Origin of the sequence: Spirosoma sp. (genome assembly GCF_026391055.1) — a bacterium.
Classification (GTDB): domain Bacteria; phylum Bacteroidota; class Bacteroidia; order Cytophagales; family Spirosomataceae; genus Spirosoma.
This window is the reverse complement of record NZ_JAPLET010000025.1, coordinates 245,200-265,508: the sequence shown is the minus strand read 5'-3', so window position 1 is coordinate 265,508 and position 20,309 is coordinate 245,200. Positions and strand designations below refer to the sequence as shown.

Here is a 20,309-nt window from a genome sequence, read left to right as displayed (position 1 = left end):
AGATTCGTGCTCTGCGTTTTCGACGAAAAGAGCAGGTTGGTGTAGAAAAGCCGCAGGGGCAGCAAAGATTTGGTTATACGTTCTCCTGTTGGAATACGGCCGTTACGGTGCGCAGCATAATGGTCATATCCGTTCTGAATGAAAACTTCTCTGCGTACTGAATATCGAGCTGGATGCGTTCCTGGTCTGACATTACCCCCTTTGATTTTCCTCGTTTGGTAACCTGCCAGAGGCCCGTTAACCCGGCGGGTGCCGCAAAGCGCTGTACGTGGCCGGATGTGGTGAGCCGTTCGGCTTCGTAGATCGGTAATGGACGATTGCCCACCAGCGACATATCACCCCGCAGAATATTAAACAGCTGAGGGAGTTCGTCAATACTACTGTTGCGCAAAAAACTGCCGATCCGTGTAACCCGGGGGTCATTCCGAAACTTGCTGAACATGGCCTTTGCTTTCTTGGCGTTGACGTATTCCCGCTCGCAGATCATCTTTTCTTTCAGAAAAAGTGGCTGCTGACACGGAATGCCCGCCCGAATGCAGTTTTCGCACCGTGTATTATCGGTTGGCGAAGCTTCTACCGTGCCGTAGATATTGTGGGCCGACATGTCGGCCAGCAGCTTGTCGGCGTTGGGGCGCATACTGCGGAACTTGTACATATCAAAAACCTTGTAGTTTTTACCCACTCGTTTTGAGCTGTAAAGAACTGGGCCGGGATGGTCAATGTATACCAGAATTGCTGCTACCAGCAAAATGGGTGATAGCATAATAAGAACGGCCAGCGAGACAGTTACGTCCAGTAGCCGCTTCCAGATCGGTATTTTCAGCTCGGGCAGGTCTACATTTTCCCAGCGGGCGGCAGAATGCAGATACGCTTCTTTCTGAATCAGGTAGTCGACCCGCATGGTGAGCTTGTCAATGTCTGATACGATAGAAAATACATCCAGGGCTGTTAGCCGACGAGCTTTCTCCTGAAGTTGCGACGTTATTGTTTTAGTGATCAGAATAACTGGTGGTGCGGGCACAATTTTCGATGAGCGTAGCTTTTCTAATACTGAAAGTCCGCTCACGTCAACATTGGCGATTACCAAATCTGCACGGTTGCCGACTTGAATCCAGCCCCAGGCCATTTCTGCACTGTTGAAGCAGATAATGGTTGCTTGTGGACTGAATGTTTCAATAAAAGAAGCCGGAATGGCCGTATCTGAATCCAGGTAAACGATCAGGAACTTACTCTTCGTTAGCGAAATTCCGTACGTTTTCATTGCAATGGTGGTAAGGTGTGTGAAGTAAGCGCTGTATTTGGAGGAGACTAGCTGGCAGATGGTAAGACCCACTGAGTAGTCGTCAGTCGTTCGGGGAAGTGTTTCATGGAAGTCTTTTCAATGGTAGAACGACGCAGAATTGCGCGGACTTTTGCTTTCACTTCCAATGGGTTGAAGGGTTTCACCAGATACCCGTCGGCTCCACTCTCAAGGCATTCAATGCGCGTATTACTATCATCACTATCCGACAGAACAATGATGGGCAGGTGGCTTAGTAACGTGCTGTCTCTAATGAGCCGGATCAGTTTACGGCCATCGAGCTGTGCCATTTTCAGCTCGGTAATAATGAGTGCAGGCGAGTTACCCTGTTCGAGCCAGTGCATGGCTTCCATGCCATTCGACACATACTTGATGGTAAATTCGGCCTGTAGGGTTTGACGGAGGATACCTGCGATAAAACGATCTTCATCGACGAGTAAGATGGTTGATGAAGCCGCTGCCAGAGAGGAAAAGTTATAGTTCATTTTTTACAGGTTGATTGAATGTGATAAATCGAGTTTTGAGCAACCGAAACAAAAGCTGCCGGAGGGCTAAGCGGTAAAAAGTGAATGCGTTGAGTAAATCATCGTTTAAGGAATCGTTTTGATATGGAGCCTGAAGTGGTTTCGGCTTGTAAAACATACAGTCCGGCCCCTAATGCCTTTACCGGTACGTTAATCGTTTCTGTTGGCACAGAATCGAGCAGAAAGACCTGCTTGCCGGTGATAGTGAATATTTTTACCTGCCGAATAAGCTCCGTTGACCAGAGTGAAAGCTGATCATCGCAGGGAGAAGGGTAAATGGTTATGAGCCGATCGGTAAGCGGGTGGTATTCGTAGGCACCAACGTCAATCTGACGACCTATTGGCCGACGGTTATTGTCAAGATCCAGATTAACAAAACTACCGGTGCGGCTAAGGCCGGAGTCAATCAGCTTTGAGTCATTTTTCAAGCGAAAATTTCCTTCGGCGGGGTTCATAAATCCAGCCGAGTCAATATCGGAGGTCATGAAGTTGCTGGTCATCTCGGCGGTAGCGCCCTGAGCAAACATGATGTACCGACGCCCTTTGCCAACCTTAGCAATAATATTATTGATGACAAGGTTATTGTTGGTTTCGTTGTACAGCTTGATTGCTTCCTCGCCCGAGTCAATGAGGGTGTTGTTGGCAAAGACAATGGGCGTATTGGCCTGGGTGCCGGGCCGGTTGTCGCAAAAGATCGCATTGACTTTACTGTTTACGATCAGGTTGTTGTATATCTGAGAGTTACCCCCATTGCCAACAATGGTTAGGCCCACCGCTGGGGCGTTGAAAATCTGGTTGTTGTAGAAATTGCCGCCTACACCCCCGCCAAGTTGTACGCCGTTGTTCTGAAAAGCGGCAAATGGCTTCAAGCCGGGGTCACTAACAATATTATGATGGACATCGGCATCTGGCGCAGCAGCGTACTGAAGTCCCTCCGTTCCTGTCCTTTCTATTCGATTATGATGAATTTCGAGGCCATAAATATTGTGTGGGTAAATGAGCTTTGTCTGGCCACCACATACCATCTTATAGCCTTCATTCCAGAAGGAACTGCCAATGTAAATGCCTTCGCTGTCTGTATCATGAATATAATTGTGGTGCACTTTCACGTTCCGTATAACCAGGTTTTGACGCCAGGTTGTTGAATCGCAGGTGGGGTCTGTCTTGACCATGATACCGGCAAATCCGGAACCGGCAATTTCAATATGGTCGATTTCACAGTCGGAGCTTTTGTTTTCTGCCCGGACTGCCTGGCCACCCGTACCGGTTTTTTCAACCAGTATACCGTACTCAAGATCTGAAGAACCGGAACCGGACAGAATGAAGTACTTTGAAAAGTAGAACTGTATACCCGCCGGAGCCTTATCCGCACTGACAATCACTTTACCCCCGTAGTTTATAAACCGAATAGGCTTCTCAGCTGTACCTACGAAGTCACTGAAATGTAAGTTGGTGTAGGTGCCTGCCTTAATACAAACGGTTTGGCCCGGCAAAACGCCCATAGTGCCATTTTTGTAAAGCCCACTTTTGGTTATAGTATAATCACATGTATTGGCCGACGTATTCTGGCCACATACAATACTGTATATGCAACCAGTAAAAATCACCGATAATATGTAAGTAAATGCTAGTGGTTTCATGTCAATTTGTTAATTTAACTAGACTAAACGAATGAATCGGTTAGTTAAAATGTGCGCGCTTTTTTGGGGATTCTACTCAAACCAAATTACCAGTTATAGAAAAGATAAGTAATGAGGTTATGCAGTCTTCATTTCGTTTTTCTTTCGGCGTTTTCCAACCTAAGAGCTGCTTATTGAGCGATAAAAATAGGGGCAGTTGACAACGAAAATTTGTGGACGTACCGGATAAATATACTTGCGTTTCTACCCTTATTCTTGTCTCGGAATTTACGAGTCGGAGAGGTGTAAAAAACCATTAATACCCTCTTTTAGGTGGGCCAGATAGTTGCCAGAAAATCTGGATATATCGGAACAGGGATAGCTTTACAATACGTGTAAAATAACGTTTTAGTGAAGCTTTTTTTGAGCGTTGTCGTCATGGTTATGTGGATGGATTATTATTAATGCTGCCTGCTTGATTAAGGATTTATAAATAGCAAGCCTGATTATAAATCTTGCCTACATTTATAAATTAAACGGTAATTGATCCTGATTGCCAGCCGTTAAGAAAAACACATGCGGATGGAGTTGATGTACATTCTCCTGCGTTACTCATGGATAGCATATGGATCACAAAAAATCGCATGAGTAGTGTCTAGAGGATAATACATCTCAGAGACGTTAGCCTGTTACCTACATCGTTTAGAAGGTCAGTGACCAGTCGAAGCCGCCAGCACACGTTGAATTTCTGAGATGTCCTTACGTAGATCACTTACTCTCTATAGATGCTTAAGCATCAAGGCCTAACAGCCGTTCCAGGCCTGTTTTTAGCGGCTATTCATGTTTTCCGGGCAGGGCGTAGTGACGGGACCAGGGACTGGTCAGGGCTTTGGGAGGTTCAGCTTGGTCGCCGTCTGAACTATTCGCTTACGCGAAACGGAGAGAACCTGACCGCTGCTTAATTTAACCCAGTAATCCTGGTAACCTCTGCTTGTAAGTTCCTGGACATACATTGGATTAATTAAACTCGACTTGTGGATGCGTACAAAGTCAGGTAATTTGTTTGCGATGTATTTAAGCGTGTACGGGATAGATTGGTATTTGCCATCCTGAGTATGCATACGCGTGTAGTTTCCATCGCCTTCTAACCAAATGATTGAATTTGTCGGCATTAAAAAGAGTAGTTTCGGATAAGTTGTCATCATACTATGAGTATTAAAAAGAGGTTGTAAAAGCATTTAAAACAGGCTAACAAATAAATCATCTATTAACCATTAGTAGAAAAAAACTGATCATAACAGTGGAGCCTTATCTACTACTAAGTCTCACCCGATTGTGTGGATGTTGCTTATCATTTGACTGATAGGAACTGCTAAGTTTAACCAGGTCTATCGTCCAATCTTTAGTTTAAATTCGATAAACTGTTTTGTCTCGTTGGACGATTCAATGATAGAGCAATTCGTAACGACACACAATAAATTAACCGAATTTTGATTCTAAGATTTTGTCAATATACCTTACTTAAACAAAATGTATTTTATTGCTTCTGTAGCTGTACAACTTGTTTACAGTACTGGCAAAAATATTAATAGATTTATTTAGGTATTTCCCCACATTTTATGTACTTTAATATTCAACTTAAAATTGTTATTGTACAATATTCAGATGTTGTACACCTTTTCGTTGGATATGTATAGTAATGTGAGGGATTTATATGACTATTATATTATGATTTTGACATGGAAAATATGAATTCGAACTTTTTGTATTTTTATATTGTTCGAGAGAAATTTTTTATTTGGTGCAGATAGTGACAAGTACATTTTTGCTTCATTTGGTTATATGATGTTTAGACTGCGAATTCTTTGCTTGGTGAATGCATCGTTTTAGTTTATTTAGTGAGTGGTACATTAATTACAACTACCCATTGCTCAACCAATTATACTGTGTACAATGCATAGCGGTTTAGTGATAACATTCTAATTAATAATTGTTTTATATGAAGTTTTTATAGCCGAAAAGGCCCTGTGAGTTTATAAATAAAGTATATTATGCTTATATAGTATATATATTAAATGATTGAAAACAAGGAATGGTATTTTATCTATAATTAGCTGTATTATGTCTACATGTCGACGAGATAAGTTAACTGCTGAAGTTTTTATTTAGTGATAGTAATTAAGTGCCTATCGGCCGTAGCGGATACAGGCGGTAATTTCCTCATAATATTATTTTACCGTATAGTAAATTTGGGTGTTTACTATACCGTTCAGGTACTTGAAAATCTTTATGCAGTTTAAACTTACGCTCCGGCCCGTCAGCTCAAAAACACTTGTACCTTTTAATTATGCGTATAAGTTAAGTGGTTTTATATATTCTGTACTGGCTGGGGCAGATACTCAATACGCTCGTTTTCTGCATGAGCAGGGTTACCCGATAACCAGTACGCGACGTTTTAAGCTTTTCACGTTTTCGGATTTGATAATGCCGAAGATCGTTGTAGATGCCGGAGCAGGCGGGATGTGGGTCAACTCACCTTATATAGAATGGATCGTCAGCTTTTATGTCGATACCGCAGCCCAGCACTTTTTGATAGGATTGTTTCAGGATCAGCGGTGTGTGATTACGTCAAACCTACAGCGGGCTGGTACACGTCGGGCAGAATTCGCGATCGATCGTGTAGAGGCTCTTCCTGTGCGTATTACCAGTCCTGTTATTCGGCTGCGCACGTTATCGCCGGTCGTTATTGCTTTGAAGGATGAGCGAGGTATGGATCAGTACTTACACCCCGCTCATGAACAGTTTGGTCCATTGCTTATCGCTAATTTATGGGCAAAGTACCGCAGCATACAGACTGACCGACAGGCCACCACGCTGCCCGGTAACCAGCCCGCTGATGCGAGGCTGCGGTACCGGTTGCTGACGAGTGAGGGGGAAAGCATAGCCAGGCCATCCACACCTAAATCAAGGCTACTCACCATAAAGGAGGGCTCAGGTGAGCAAACTCAATTACGCGGCTATTATGGCTTTAGGTTTGAATTGGAAGGACCCGTCGAATTGCTGGAACTGGCCGTACTGGCGGGGGTAGGACGCTATAACGCCGAGGGCTTTGGATGCGTTGGTATTGTTGGAAAGTGAAAAAGTATACTTTGTCGCCAATCGGTAAGAAGACCGGCGACAAAGTACAGTTGTGCTGAATAGTACCAAGCCCATACTTGTCACTTAGTGACGGCTATCAGTCTGGAATTAACGATCTGGTAAATGGGGGACGAATTCGTTTTTTAGAGGCTTGTTCATAGGCATAACCAATGGTGAGTAGGGGGCCTTCCTGATAGGCGCTGGCTATAAAAGAGAGGCCAACGGGAAGGCCATGTACCGTGCCCATCGGGACCGTAATGTGCGGATACCCGGCCATAGCTGCTGGCGGACAGAAATAGAAGCCGGTGTCGTAGTCGCCATTAACTAGGTCGATACAGCCCGCAAAACCAATGCTGGTGCCACAGATGGCATCCAGTTTAACGGAGGCCATTAGTTTGTCGATCAACTGGCGTGACGTTCGGGTTTTAGCCAGAGCATCCGTATATTCCTTACTAGTTAACCCACCCTTGGCTTCGCTGCTTTCGAGGGTCTCCTGCTTGAAGAAAGGCATGGCTTTCGCTTCATTTTTGCGGTTGTAGGCAATGACCTCGGCCAGCGATTTAACAACGGCATTGGCCGATGCCAGGTATTGGTTTACGCCATCTTTGAATTCGTACTGGAGCACTGTAAACTCCGCCCCGCCAATGGAACTGAATTGGTTGAGCAACTCAACCTCAACGATAACGGCTCCCTGTTTTTTCAATACATCAATGGCTTGCCTGAACAGGCCAACAACACCTTCGTGCCCTTTCAAAAAGGATTTTTCGACACCAATGCGTTTGCCCGATAACCCGTCCGCCCGTAAAAACTGGCTATAATCGGTCAGGGCCTTGCCCTGGCTTTCAGCCGTAACGGCATCTGCCGGATCGATACCGGTCATAGCACCCAGCAAAATAGCCGCATCCGTTACCGTTCGGGTCATTGGACCGGCGGTGTCCTGCGTTTTTGAGATAGGAATGATGCCACTGCGGCTCACCAGCCCCACAGTGGGCTTAATTCCGACAACACCACAAAACGAGGCAGGAGCAATGACCGAGCCATCCGTTTCGGTCCCAACTGCCACGGTACAGAGGTTAGCTGACACCGCCGACCCTGATCCTGAACTGGAACCGCACGGACTTCGGTCGAGCACAAACGGGTTGCGGGTTTGGCCGCCCCGGCTGCTCCAGCCACTGCTCGATCGGGTCGAGCGGAAATTAGCCCATTCGCTGAGGTTTGTCTTACCAAGAATAACCGCCCCGGCGTCGCGTAGTTTTTGGGCAACAAATGCATCGTTAGTGGCTTTATGGCCGTCCAGCGCCAAAGCACCGGCGGTCGTCATCATCTGGTCGCCGGTATCAATATTATCCTTTATCAGTATCGGAATACCATGAAGCGGACCCCGTAATTTACCCGCTTTCCGCTCCTGATCCATAGCGTTGGCAATCGTCAGGGCATCAGGGTTGAGCTCTATCACCGAATTCAGGCTCGGACCTTGCTTGTCAATGACTTTAATACGGTCCAGGTAAAGCTGGGTAATGGCAGCGGCTGTATACTGGCCCGACTGCATCTTCTTTTGAAGATCGCCGATCGTTACTTCGTTCAGTTCAAAATCGTCGGTGAAGTCTGAGGAGTTATTTTCCGTGGATGTCTGTTTGGGCGACGAGCAGGCCGCTACAGTGAGTGTACTGGCAGAAAGGCTAACAACTGAACTGTTCTTGATAAAGCTCCGTCTGTTCATGAAGTTGATCGGATATAAACTTTAGAGATGTACTTAATGGTATTGCCTGATGATCTTTACCAACTTACGGCTGATCAGTGAATAACCGGCATCGGAGGGGTGTAAACCATCGTAAGTCTTATCGATAGCGTCAGCTGGATACGGGTACTCATCTGTTTCAGGATTGAACGGTATGTCAATGAAGGCCGGGTAGCGGTAGTTCTTGTAAACACCCGTTTGGGGATCTTTCAATCGTTTGTATTTCACCAGGTTTTTTATCTGTAACCCTTTTGTATGGTATAGGTCAACAACCGGCACGTGTTCGTAGCGGCCAATCGAATCAATGGCGTTGGCAAATGACTCAAGGAACTGTCCATTCTTAGGTTTGTAGGAGCCAAAAGCGTTATTCTTGAAATTGGTCAGGTAAACAAAATCTACGCGTTGCATGGGCGTAATCAGAATGATAGGAGCCTGTGGATTAAGGTTGCGAAGTTTGTCGATAATGATGCGGAATGAGCCATACACCGTTGCATTGCCAGTGCTGCGCTGATAGTCGGCCAAGTTGCCCAGCGGTCGGCCTGCCCACCAATCGTTTGTTCCTAGAAAGACCGAATAGAGGTCGGCTTTAACGAGACCCAGTGTTTCAATCGAGGACGCTATTTTGCCCGCTGTCCAGCCGTTATGTCCCTGATTAACGTAATGTACATACGGTAACTGTTCCGTTACACGAGTCATGTAGCCCTTGGTAATTCGATTACCCGTCTCATCCAGATGTTCATTCAGATAGGTGATCGAGTCGCCAATAGCTACCCACGCAAGCTCTTTGCGGGTAAACGAACTGGTCAGAAAAACCAGACTCAGGATTAGGTAGTACTTCTTCATTTTATGTAGTCGATAGCTCCAATCATAGAGCTAGGTTGAGAAAGGGTTGGGTGAGACAATGGTTTACAGAAGCCACACAATTCAGTTGCAGATCGTATTTCGAAAATAAACCGATTATTTCAGAAAGCACTTCTCCGATAGATTATTACCGTAATCTGCCCGGCTAAATGCGATTTGTGTTTGCTGTAACTAAATCGCAACTACAATAAAAGTACTAAATCTGTACGCCCTGTTTGATAAGTATATATACTTAGTTAATATGGTTTATATTACTATATGAAAACTAACTTTAGTAACTATCATTTTTTTGATATGCCATAAGTGTATTGGTTGATTTAACCCCTACACACTACTATCTGTATTTTCTGTAAATATTAATAAACGGCTATTCGATAAATAATTAAAAATAAATATAATCGTTATTTATTTGGACTATTCACTTAAAGGTACTTTTTTTGGGATCCAAAATGGTATTTTTAATTTATTATATATAAATATGAATGTACAGCCTTTAAGCCTTCTTAAATCGTTTACAGGTGATACACTTGTATGGCCTAATCTTAAAATATAGAATTATACCAGTAAGATGGGTCAGTTAAATTGTTGATGAAAACTGATGATTATCTGTATTATATAGAAATCAAAGTTCTTTTTAATGTGCTGTTTTTACTTAGTGGATTCCGTTAGGTGTTTAATCAATTACTATCACTATGCGATACAACAAACGTTTACATCCTAAAAGCAGTAAACTGCTAATTACTTTCCGAACGATTTTGGCCGTCTGGCTTATTGCTCTGGCCGGAACATCCTTTGCCCAACAACTATCAGGTACGATCACAAACGAAACCGGGGAGCCGCTTCCTGGCGTGAACGTAGTTGAGAAAGGAACCGTCCGGGGAACGACTACCGACAAAAATGGTACGTATAGCCTTTCTGTTGGGCGGCAGGCAACCGTTGTGTTTAGTTTCATTGGCTATACCAAACAGGAAGTAGCGGTGGGTAACCGGTCGGTGATTGATGTGAAAATGGTCACCGATCCTCTGGCGCTCAATGAAGTGATCGTTGTAGGCTACGGTACGCAGAAAAAGTCCTCGCTTACGGGGGCTGTTTCGTCCGTTTCACCGAAAGATTTGAAGGCGCTTCCTGTTATTAGTCCCGTACAGGCATTGCAGGGACGCGTGCCGGGGGTATCGGTAACCAACAACAGCAGCCCCGGCAGTGAACCCGTAGTGCGGGTGCGGGGCGTTGGCTCCATTAGTCTGAACCCGAATCCGCTCTATGTGATCGACGGAATACCGGCGGGTGGCCTGAACAACATCGACCCCAAGGATATCGAATCGCTGGAGGTATTGAAAGACGCCAGCGCAGCCGCTATTTACGGGTCACGGGCCGCCAACGGGGTTATCCTGATTACAACCAAGAAAGGGGCTACCAATGGCAAACTTACGATTAACGTCGACTCGTACTACGGTTCGCAGTCGGCTTGGCGAAAACTGGACCTGCTCAATAGCCAGGAGTATATTAAATACGGTACTGCGTTGCTGACGGCTGCCGGGCAACCTGTGCCGGGCCGATTCTCGAACCTGAACGTACCTATTTATGACGGCGCTACCCAGACGTTTGCCCAGACCGATACCGATTGGCAGAACGTTATGTTCCGGGCGGCACCCATTATGGACCATCAGGTTTCGCTGTCGGGAGGAAATGCGACTTCCCGTTTTTATACCTCGCTGGGGTATTTTAAACAAGATGGAATTCTGCCCTTTACCAACTACGACCGGCAGAGCTTCCGGATCAACTCGGATCATAAAGTCAGTAAATACCTGACCATTGGGCAAACGATGCTGGCGTCTACGGATTTCCGGCGGCTGGAGCGCGATGGAGGTGGGCGGAGTCTGCTGATGAACATCATGCGGATGACGCCTTATTGGCCCGTACGTGACCCAACAAAGATTGGCGGGTTCAGCACAACAGCACAGGGACTCGATGCCACTGACCCCGAAAACCCCTTGCGGGTAGCCGAGCAGGAGCAGCAATTTCAGACAGACCGGGGCTTCAAACTGCTGGGGTCGATCTTCGCCGAGATTAAGTTTACGGACTTCCTCCGCTATCGCTTCACCTTTGGAGCCGATTACGCCAATGCGCGGTTCAATGGGTTTCTGCCAATCTATAACGACGGCAACCGGAGCCGGGTCATTGCCAACGTAAACGAGAACCGCAGCGAGTTCTTCTCTTCGGTGATGACCAATCAGCTTACCTTCGAAAAAACCTACGGCAAGCACTTCGTTAACCTGACCGGAGTAGCCGAGCAGCAGCGCAGCATGTCGAGGTCTATTAGCGCCAGCGGCCAGCGGCCTGATAATAATATCCAGGTGATTCAGGGCGTCTCGAACCCCAACGGCTCCAGCACGCTGAATGAAAACCTCCTGATTTCGTACGTGGGTCGTCTGAATTATGAATATGCGGGCAGGTACCTCCTGGGGGCATCGATTCGGCGGGATGGTTCGTCGAAGTTTGCGCCAGGCCGCAAGTGGGGTACGTTTCCGGCTGTTTCGGCAGGCTGGCGTATCAGCGAAGAAAAGTTTATGAAAGGCGTTTCAGCTTTTTCGGAGTTGAAATTGCGGGGCAGCTACGGCAAGACTGGCTACAACGCCATTGGTGATTATGACTGGCAACCGCTCATTCAGGCCAATAATACCATTTACCCATTTGGAAACCAGACCCAGCTAGGGTCGTTCTTTAACCAGTTGGGCAACAGCGGCCTAAGCTGGGAGGTAACTACCATGAGCAACATTGGCGTCGATGCTTCGCTGTTAAACAACAAAATAAGCCTGAGCGCCGAGGTGTACAGTCGCCAGACCGACGGCCTCCTGCTGCGGGTACCGCTGCCCGAATCGCAGGGTTATTCGGTAAACCCGCTGGCCAATGTGGGTAGTATGCGTAACCAAGGTTTTGAACTGACGGCGGGCTATAACTACTCCAGTAAGGATTTCAACTGGAACCTGACCGGTACGTTTGACATCACGCGGAATAAAGTACTGAGTCTGGCAACTCCGAACGCAACCATTAATTCCGGGTCAAACGCCGACTTTGGTGGCTTCGACATCACCCGCACGGAAGTTGGACAGCCCATTCAGTCCTTCTACGGCTGGGTTGTCGATGGTATTTTCCAGAGCCAGGGCGAGCTTGACCGGTACAATGCTATTGATGGAAACGCCAGCACGTTTTATCAAAACGACAATACCGCACCGGGCGATATTCGGTTCCGTGATTTAAATGGCGATGGAAAAATCGACGCCAATGACCGCCAGTACCTCGGCAGTTTCATCCCTAAGTTCAGCTATGGCCTGAACTGGACCGGTACGTACAAAAACTTCGATTTCACCGTGTTCTTCCAGGGAGTACAGGGCAACAAAGTCTACAATGGTACGAAAGTGATCGGGCAGGGGCAGCTTCGGTTGTTCAACGCCACCACCGATGTGCTGAATGCCTGGACGCCCCAGAATACTAATACCGACGTGCCCCGCTCGATCAGTGGCGATCCGAATCAGAACTCCCGAACCTCTGACCGATTCCTGGAGGATGGCTCCTACCTGCGTCTAAAAAACATGAGCATCGGCTATACGATTCCGGCAAGTGTTATTGGTAAACTGACGGGTAATGTGCTCAGTAAGACGCGGATATATGTGTCGAGCCAGAACCTGCTGACCTTTACCAAATACACCGGCTACGACCCGGAAGTGTCGTCGAAGAACTACAACCTGCTCAACAACGGTATCGACTATGTGCAGTATCCACAGGCGCGTACGATCATGGTGGGCGTTAACCTTGGCTTTTAACGTATCAGTTTATCTTTTAGCGACGTGTTATCATGAAAAAGACAATCCTATTCAGCATCGCGCTACTGGGCTTAACCATCAGTTGTAGCGAGGATGATCTCAATAAACTGAATCCCAACGGCGTAACCTTTGAAACCTATTTTAATAATGCCGACGAATTAACGGCGGGGGTCAACTCGATTTATGCCCTGGTGCAATCGAACAGCCTGGTTTCCAGAGAATGGTTCTTTACCCACGATCTGCGGAGCGACGAGATGGCCTCCGGGGGCGGGCAGCTCGAAACGCCCCGTAATCAGTTGCTCATTGGTGTACATGATACAGGGAACGCCCTGGTGGGCAGCATCTGGCGAGGCTGGTACCGGACTATTCACCGGGCCAACGTGGTACTTGAAAAAGGGGCATCTGTCAAAGACATCACCCCGGCCGTGCGCGACCGTCTGCTGGGTGAAGCGCGGTTCCTGAGGGCCTGGTCCTATTACGAGCTGGCTACGTTTTTTGGTGGCGTACCCCTGTACAAGGAATTTGCCAAATCGGTAGATGGTTCGTTGCCCCGCTCAACCCAGCGGCAGGTGTACGATTTTGTGATTGCCGATCTGAAAGCGGCCGAAGCCGGCGTACCGGCCAGCTACGATGCCAAGAATCTGGGACGGGCTACCAAAGCGGCTGTGCAAACGTTGCTGGCGCGTACTTACCTGCAGTTGGGCGACTATGCCAGTGCAAAGACTGAACTACAGAAAATTGTAAACTCAGGCCTGTACAAAATCGTCGACGAGTACACCGATCTTACCAACGAAGAGGGTGAGTTTAATCAGGAGTCTATTTTCGAGGTAGTTTACGCCCAGTCGGGCGGTGCCTACAACTGGGGTGGCGACAGCGATGGGTCGGCTGTTCAGGAAGAAACCGTTCGTACGCAGGAGTATTCGGCTATCGGCTGGCGGAACGTGATCCCGTCCAACAAGATTCTGAATTCTTACGAGCGGATTTCGGCAGGAGACACTAAAAACGACCCCCGATACGTGTACTCGTACTATAGTGAAGGGGACAAATTCAACAATGGACTCAGTGTTCTCACCGCCGACCGCGTACAGGGTAACGCATCGATAGTGGATGGGAAAACACTGAAAGTAAGCTGGCGTAAATACTCGGTACTTTACAAACTGGACAATGGCTACGCCCAGAGCGGTATCAACATGCGGGTTATGCGTTATGCCGATGTGCTGCTGATGCTCGCCGAATGTGAAAACGAGACCGGAAATCAGGCCGCTGCCATAGCCCTGATGAACCAGGTACGGGCGCGTAAATCGGTAGATATGCCACCCTATCCTACTAAAAACTACCCCTGTCGTAACCAGAGTGAGGTATTTGATGCAGTGGTACACGAGCGCATGGTCGAACTGGCGGCTGAGCAGATTCGCAACTTTGATATTGTGCGCTGGCGGAAGAATAAAAAGCAAAAGTCCGAGCCGCTATCCTATTTCATCGCGAACAAGCACGAACTGCTGCCCATTCCTCAATCCGAAATCGATAACAGCCCAGCCATTGATCCCAAAGACCAGAACCCTGGGTATTAATTAACTAAGCTCTGTGTAAGTAGTAAACACCTTGAACTCCCTTCCCAAACTAATCCGGGAGGGGAGTTTTGTTAGTAACGAACTATTGATTCATGCGTATTTCGGTAGTCTTTTTGGCGCTTATGATGGGTTTCGGTCTGGTAAGTTGCCAGCCTAAAGCTGACCGTCTATTTGAGAAGATCGACGCCCATCAGTCGGGTATAGAGTTTGCCAATAACCTGACTCCCAACGATTCCCTGAACGCCTTTACATTTACAAATTTTTACAATGGGGGAGGGGTGGGCGTGGGCGACTTTAACCACGACGGTAAACCCGACCTGTTTTTTACGGGCAATCAGGAAAGTAGCCGCTTATACATCAATCAGACAACTCAACAATCCGGTTTGCGGTTTACCGACCTGACCGATTCGGCCGGCGTACACACCGACCGCTGGTGTACGGGTGTTTCGGTCGTGGACATTAATCAGGATGGCTGGGACGATATTTACGTGAGTGTGGCAGCCCACCAAACCATGCGCCAAAGCAGGAATTTGCTATTTATTAATCAGAAAACAGTTTCGCCAACTTTCCGCGAGGAAGCTGCTGCTTATGGACTCGATTATGCCGGCTATACGACCCAGGCCGCTTTTTTTGACTACGATCTGGATGGTGATCTCGATGCCTTTCTGCTCAATACGGCTCCTGATGTGCAGAACCCCAACTACCTGCGCCCCGCCATCAATGATGGTACGTACCCCTCTACCGACCGTTTATTTCGCAATGAAGGTGTTGGCCCAACGGGTCGACCTGTGTTTATTGATGTGTCTAAAGCGGCCGGTATTCGGTTCGAAGGGTTGGGGCTTGGCGTGGCCGTATCGGATTTGAATCAGGATGGCTATCCGGACGTATATTGTTCCAACGATTTTATCAGCAGCGATATTTTCTACCTCAACCGTGGGGCTAAACCCGATAGCCTGGGCATATTCCGGAACTGTACCCGTGCCTCGCTGGCCCATACGAGCATGTATGGGATGGGCATTGATGCCGCCGACATTAACAACGATGGACAAATCGACTTCATGCAACTGGATATGCTGCCGAAGGATAACGCCCGCCAGAAGCAGATGCTTAGTGCGCAGGATTACGATAAAAAGGAGCTGAGCCAGACGTCACAATATGGCTACCAGCTTCAATACATGCGGAACACCCTACAACTCAACGCCGGAAACGACCAGGAGAAGCCACTCTTTAGCGAAGTCGGCTTGCTCGCCGGGATAGCCCAAACCGACTGGAGTTGGTCTACACTCCTGGCCGATCTCGATCTGGACGGTCATAAAGATGTGTTCGTGACCAATGGCTACCGCAAAAACGTCACCGACCGCGATTTTATCAGCTTTACTGAGGAGTTTGGGAGTTTCGGTACCGATGCCGCCCGGCAACAGCAACGGGATAAATTGCTGGAGAAAGTGCCCGAGATTAAGCTCCGTAACTACGCCTTCCGCAACCATAACGACCTGACGTTCGAGGATGTGTCAGCGGCCTGGGGGCTGGATGAACTGTCTTACGCTAACGGGGCCGCCTATGCTGATCTGGACGGCGATGGTGACCTGGATTTGATAGTCAACAACATTGATGAGAAGGCGTCAGTTTTTCGCAACACCAGTCGCGAAAAGCTTAAAAATAGTTATTTGTCGATGGCGTTTGTCGGGCCGGTTACCAACCGGGCCGGGATTGGTGCTATGGTTACCGTTTGGACTAAAGGGGAAAAACAGCTGCTGGAAAAGTATCCGGTACGCGGGTATTTATCGTCGATGGGTACCGGGCTGGTCGTTGGTCTGGGTGTTGCGCCGATGGCTGACTCCGTACGCGTGGTGTGGCCCGGTGGAATGACCGAAGTTCGTTACAACGTTCGAGCTAACCAGCGGCTAACGCTTCGGTATAGTGATGCGAAACCAGCACGAAAACGACTCGATGTTCCGTCAACTTCTCTTTTCTCGAAAGTGCGGACGAACCTCGATTTTGTGCACCAGGAGTCGGACTTTGTTGATTTCAAAACAACGCCCGCGCTGCATAAGATGTTGTCGCGGGCAGGGGTAGCGCTAGCCGTAGGCGACCTCAACGGCGATGCTATCGACGACATTGCCGTGGGTGCTTCGTACCGGGGCAGTCCGGGAGCGTTGTTTTTCGGGCGGGCCAATGGCCAGTACAAACGAGCCGACTGGATGCCCAACACGCCCATGGAGGTGGGGGCAATTCTGCTCTTCGACGCAGATAATGACCAGGATAACGATTTGCTGGTGGTGGGCGGAGGCAACGAACGCCCGCTTACCGCAACCGAAGCGTTTCAGCCCGTGCTTTACCAGAACGACGGTCGGGGGCATTTTACGCCCGTTCCCGGTTTGCCGTCGATAGCTGTTAGCAGCCAGTCGGTTCGCGCGCTCGATTATGACCGTGACGGGGATCTTGACGTGCTGATTGCCGGGCGTCAGCTGCCGGGAAAATACCCGATACCCGCGCAAAGCTATCTGTTACGCAACGACCGGATACCGGGCAAGGCACCACACTTCACGAACGTCACGGCCCAGGTAGCCCCCGATTTGGCAAGTCTTGGACTCGTGTGCGAGGTGTTGCCGCTCGATATTGACGGCGACCAGGATACGGATCTGGTAGCAGTGGGCGAGTGGATGCCACTAACGGTACTGGAGAATCAGAAAGGTGTTTTTCGGCGGATAAAATCGGCGGATTCAACATTGGCGACAAACCCCACTGGCTGGTGGAATTGTGTGGCCAGCGGTGATTTCGACGGCGACGGCGATGCCGATTTATTGCTGGGCAACGAAGGCTTGAATACCCTATACCGGGCGTCGGCCAGCGAGCCGATTCTGATGTATGGAAAAGATTTCAACGACGACGGGCAATTTGACCCGATCATGGGCTATTTTATCAACGGAGCGCGTTATCCGGCCCTGCCCCGCGATGCCCTGAACCAGCAGGTTATCCAGTTCCGGCGTAAGTTTCTGCGCTATGCCGATTATGCCGAAGCTGATTTCGACGCCCTGTTTTCAGAGAAAGATCTGGACGGAGTCTACCGGGCCTATGTAAGTGAACTACGGAGCTGTTATGCGGAGAATCTTGGCAACGGGAAGTTTAGACTGAAACCTCTGCCCACGGTTGCCCAGGAGGCTCCTATTTTCGGGTTCGTTGTCGATGACTTCGATAAAGATGGAAAGCTCGATGCGCTGGCAACGGGCAATTTTTACGGAAACGAAGCTAACATGGGCAGGCAGGATGCCTCGCGTGGTTTGCTGCTCAAAGGCGATGGGCAAGGACGGTTTGTTGGAGTCCCATCTACCCAAACCGGTTTCTCCGTTACCGGAGACGCCCGCCGTTCCTACAAACTACATAAACCGGAACGCATCGTTACGGCCATCAACAATGGTCCGCTGGTCGTTCATGCCCTTCATGCACCGATAAAGAACAGGGACAGGAAGAGACTGTGAAAAGGGGAAGCTTATGCTACCAATTGTGGTGTTTATGTTTACCCAGCTCACTGGCAACAGCCAATAAAAGGTCTTCGGTTGATAAGTGGCCAGATGGAATGAGGCCTTCGATCACCTGACCCCGATGCGTGTGGGAGCTTTATCTTGAGAGGCCTCCTGGCTTTTGATTTTGTGTTTGTCGATGCCATAGATTGATCTATGCTCTCATAATTGACAAAAGTTGCGACTATTACCTCTCACTTGTCTACGTAGTGAAACCAAAAGATAAAGGTTGAACCACCTGGATGCTAGCTTTTGCTTAGGGGTATAACGTACTTTTCAGTAGTGTCGGCCAAATCCAGTCACATAAATACCCTTCCTTGAAACGCACTGCGTCTAAATTTGGAGGTCTATTGAGACGCTGATATTTAATATCTGTTCAACTCAATCTGTAGCATACGATTCCCACTCAAGCTAAATACTTTAGCCTGTGGTTTAGCGGCAGATTATATACGTTATTAACATATATATGTATCATGTTTGCTTTACGATAAATAGCGAGGAACAGCGTCCCTGGGGTAGCTTATATTGCCGTACTTCTCAGGTGCCATCTTTCAGGTTAGGCCATGACATGTAGCCTGAATGGATGTATCGTATTCGACTCTTTTTTAACTGACAACGTTGACTACTTTTCTACTGGTTTTGGATGATGATGAAGATGACTGCGTGATGCTCACGCATCTGATCAAGACACTCTTTGGTGAGCAGCTTGGGCTGGTTTGTACCATTAATCAGACTGACTTTCTGGCGCATCTGGCGCCGGGTGAACCGCTAGTGAGCCTGATCCTGCTGGACTACCATCTACCCCCTACTACGGCTACGGAGTTAATCCCCCTTATCAGGGCCCAAGCCGGTAGAGAACAGGTCCCGGTGGTGGTTTGGTCAGCCCAGGCAAGTGCTCAGGAACAGCAAGCTTGTGTAGCCAAGGGGGCCAGTGAATATCTGTCTAAAGTAGCCGGTATGGATAGTCTAACCCAACAACTCTACCAGTTAGTAGTCCGGTACATACCGGCTCTTCTCCAAGTCGATGAGGCCTAGAAGATCAACAAACAGCATGTGCCGATTCGTTATCATCCTAATGATGACTTAATACTCTCTCTTAGGTTCCATCAATAGCTGATGATCGCCTTTCTGGCTTACGGGCCACGTAGGGCCATAGGCTACGGATAATAATGGTCAGTTAGTAAAATAACCTTTCCTTTTTACTATCTGTTAGCTCAATCCATCGCATACGCACCCAAATTCTTTCAACTGTGTTGTCGAATACCAGCTCACGAATGGTTCATCTTTGTCATCGGCCCCTATGTCTATTTTTGATCTTCTTTGGTTTGAAAAGTTGGTCAATTGGCTAAAACCGCTGCGTAACCATACATTCAGTTACGGGCCTACTTAGATAACTACTTTTACAGTCAGAAAAAGGTCATGTTGCAACAGGTGATTGCAGATTTGCAATTATTAGCTGATAGTATTCGCCAATGGTAGCAGTTTTAGGAACGAGATCTGCTCTGGTCAGTAACCTGACTACCCAATGGAACAAACAGAAAGGGATACTGGAACTGGACTGAAAGGGAGTTGAAGAACGAAGCAAGTTTTTACAATCACAAGTCTGCAGAGCATGGTGGAAGCTTGGAAGCAGAAATACGTGTTAACAGCCCAGTGGTAGGTAACGTGATTTTAGTTGGTACAATTTGGAGAAATCAATCAGTAGCAATTGGTCATGAATTGTTTTACGTATCACCACCCACGACAGATTTTTTGGTGAACTTCAGATGCCTTAACGCGGGTAAAGTTTACGGGCTACCTTTATCAAGAGCTTGGAGTGGTACGGGCAAGATTACTGCCCTAGCTGATATGCCAATGAATGATAGCATCTTTTTAGCGAAAGTTGAATTGCCAGTCAGATTGACCTGGAAAAACTGTTCTGCCAATTCCGTAAAATAGCCAATGGACGGTAACGCATGCCAGTGATTAGATTAGACAGATATTAAAAGAGGCAATCTAATTAAGCCCCTAATTTGGAAAGCACCACATGACCGCTACCTTGATATCTAAGAGATTCGTGATAAAAAGCACATGGGGCCGATAAATGCATTTTTGTCGAGAATAATACATTATTAGTCCCTTTTTATTGCTTACTAAGACAATTTATAGACATGATTCCCCTTATAGAACTGTTGCAACTGACTATTGCCTTAAAGTACTCTACAATTTACTAAGCT

Annotated in this window: 13 protein-coding genes; 7 read left to right on the top strand and 6 right to left on the bottom strand. The window is 47.7% G+C overall.

Going from position 1 to position 20,309, the window contains the following annotated elements:
* Positions 1–73 precede the first annotated feature (73 nt).
* From NT073_RS22945 to NT073_RS22935, 3 genes are all read right to left on the bottom strand, one after another.
* Positions 74–1,261 carry a sugar transferase gene (locus tag NT073_RS22945; protein ID WP_297378193.1) on the bottom strand — a complete coding sequence of 396 codons (1,188 nt, stop codon included), beginning with the start codon at positions 1,259–1,261 and terminating at the stop codon, positions 74–76.
* Positions 1,262–1,308: 47 nt separating this feature from the next.
* Positions 1,309–1,785 (bottom strand): response regulator transcription factor, encoded by a 477-nt coding sequence (locus NT073_RS22940; protein ID WP_297378190.1) that lies wholly within the window; start codon positions 1,783–1,785, stop codon positions 1,309–1,311.
* Positions 1,786–1,883: 98 nt separating this feature from the next.
* On the bottom strand, positions 1,884–3,464 hold the full coding sequence (locus NT073_RS22935; protein WP_297378186.1) for a T9SS type A sorting domain-containing protein: 1,581 nt from the start codon (positions 3,462–3,464) through the stop codon (positions 1,884–1,886).
* Positions 3,465–4,228: 764 nt separating this feature from the next.
* Here NT073_RS22935 and NT073_RS22930 point away from each other — a divergent pair.
* Positions 4,229–4,405: a hypothetical protein gene (locus NT073_RS22930; RefSeq protein WP_297378183.1), complete on the top strand. Its 177-nt coding sequence runs from the start codon at positions 4,229–4,231 to the stop codon at positions 4,403–4,405.
* On the opposite strand, the gene NT073_RS33420 is transcribed toward NT073_RS22930, so the two are convergent.
* Entirely contained in the window at positions 4,325–4,564 is a 240-nt protein-coding gene (locus tag NT073_RS33420; protein WP_366107719.1) for a LytTR family DNA-binding domain-containing protein, read from the bottom strand. The two genes, NT073_RS22930 and NT073_RS33420, sit on opposite strands and share 81 nt — an antisense overlap.
* A gap of 1,168 nt (positions 4,565–5,732) precedes the next feature.
* Here NT073_RS33420 and NT073_RS22925 point away from each other — a divergent pair.
* A complete protein-coding gene (locus tag NT073_RS22925; protein ID WP_366107701.1) occupies positions 5,733–6,581 on the top strand; it encodes a CRISPR-associated endoribonuclease Cas6 in 849 nt (282 codons plus the stop codon).
* A 97-nt stretch (positions 6,582–6,678) separates the two neighbouring features.
* Here the strand turns inward: NT073_RS22925 and NT073_RS22920 are convergent, their stop codons facing one another.
* Both NT073_RS22920 and NT073_RS22915 read right to left on the bottom strand, forming a co-directional pair.
* The gene (locus NT073_RS22920; protein ID WP_297378176.1) at positions 6,679–8,301 is read right to left on the bottom strand and encodes an amidase; all 1,623 of its coding nucleotides are present in this window, start codon (positions 8,299–8,301) and stop codon (positions 6,679–6,681) included.
* A 33-nt stretch (positions 8,302–8,334) separates the two neighbouring features.
* On the bottom strand, positions 8,335–9,162 hold the full coding sequence (locus tag NT073_RS22915; RefSeq protein WP_297378174.1) for an SGNH/GDSL hydrolase family protein: 828 nt from the start codon (positions 9,160–9,162) through the stop codon (positions 8,335–8,337).
* A gap of 710 nt (positions 9,163–9,872) precedes the next feature.
* Here NT073_RS22915 and NT073_RS22910 point away from each other — a divergent pair.
* The 5 genes from NT073_RS22910 to NT073_RS22890 all read left to right on the top strand — a co-directional run bounded on the left by NT073_RS22910 (position 9,873) and on the right by NT073_RS22890 (position 20,031).
* Positions 9,873–13,001, top strand: a complete 3,129-nt coding sequence (locus NT073_RS22910) for a TonB-dependent receptor (protein ID WP_297378171.1) — start codon at positions 9,873–9,875, stop codon at positions 12,999–13,001.
* 32 nt (positions 13,002–13,033) lie between these two features.
* Positions 13,034–14,572, top strand: coding sequence for a RagB/SusD family nutrient uptake outer membrane protein (locus tag NT073_RS22905; RefSeq protein WP_297378168.1), 1,539 nt, complete (start codon positions 13,034–13,036; stop codon positions 14,570–14,572).
* Between the two features lie 92 nt (positions 14,573–14,664).
* Positions 14,665–18,051 (top strand): FG-GAP-like repeat-containing protein, encoded by a 3,387-nt coding sequence (locus NT073_RS22900; protein ID WP_297378165.1) that lies wholly within the window; start codon positions 14,665–14,667, stop codon positions 18,049–18,051.
* Between the two features lie 660 nt (positions 18,052–18,711).
* On the top strand, positions 18,712–19,128 hold the full coding sequence (locus NT073_RS22895) for a response regulator (RefSeq protein WP_297378162.1): 417 nt from the start codon (positions 18,712–18,714) through the stop codon (positions 19,126–19,128).
* A 534-nt stretch (positions 19,129–19,662) separates the two neighbouring features.
* A complete protein-coding gene (locus NT073_RS22890; RefSeq protein WP_297378159.1) occupies positions 19,663–20,031 on the top strand; it encodes a hypothetical protein in 369 nt (122 codons plus the stop codon).
* Positions 20,032–20,309 lie beyond the last annotated feature (278 nt).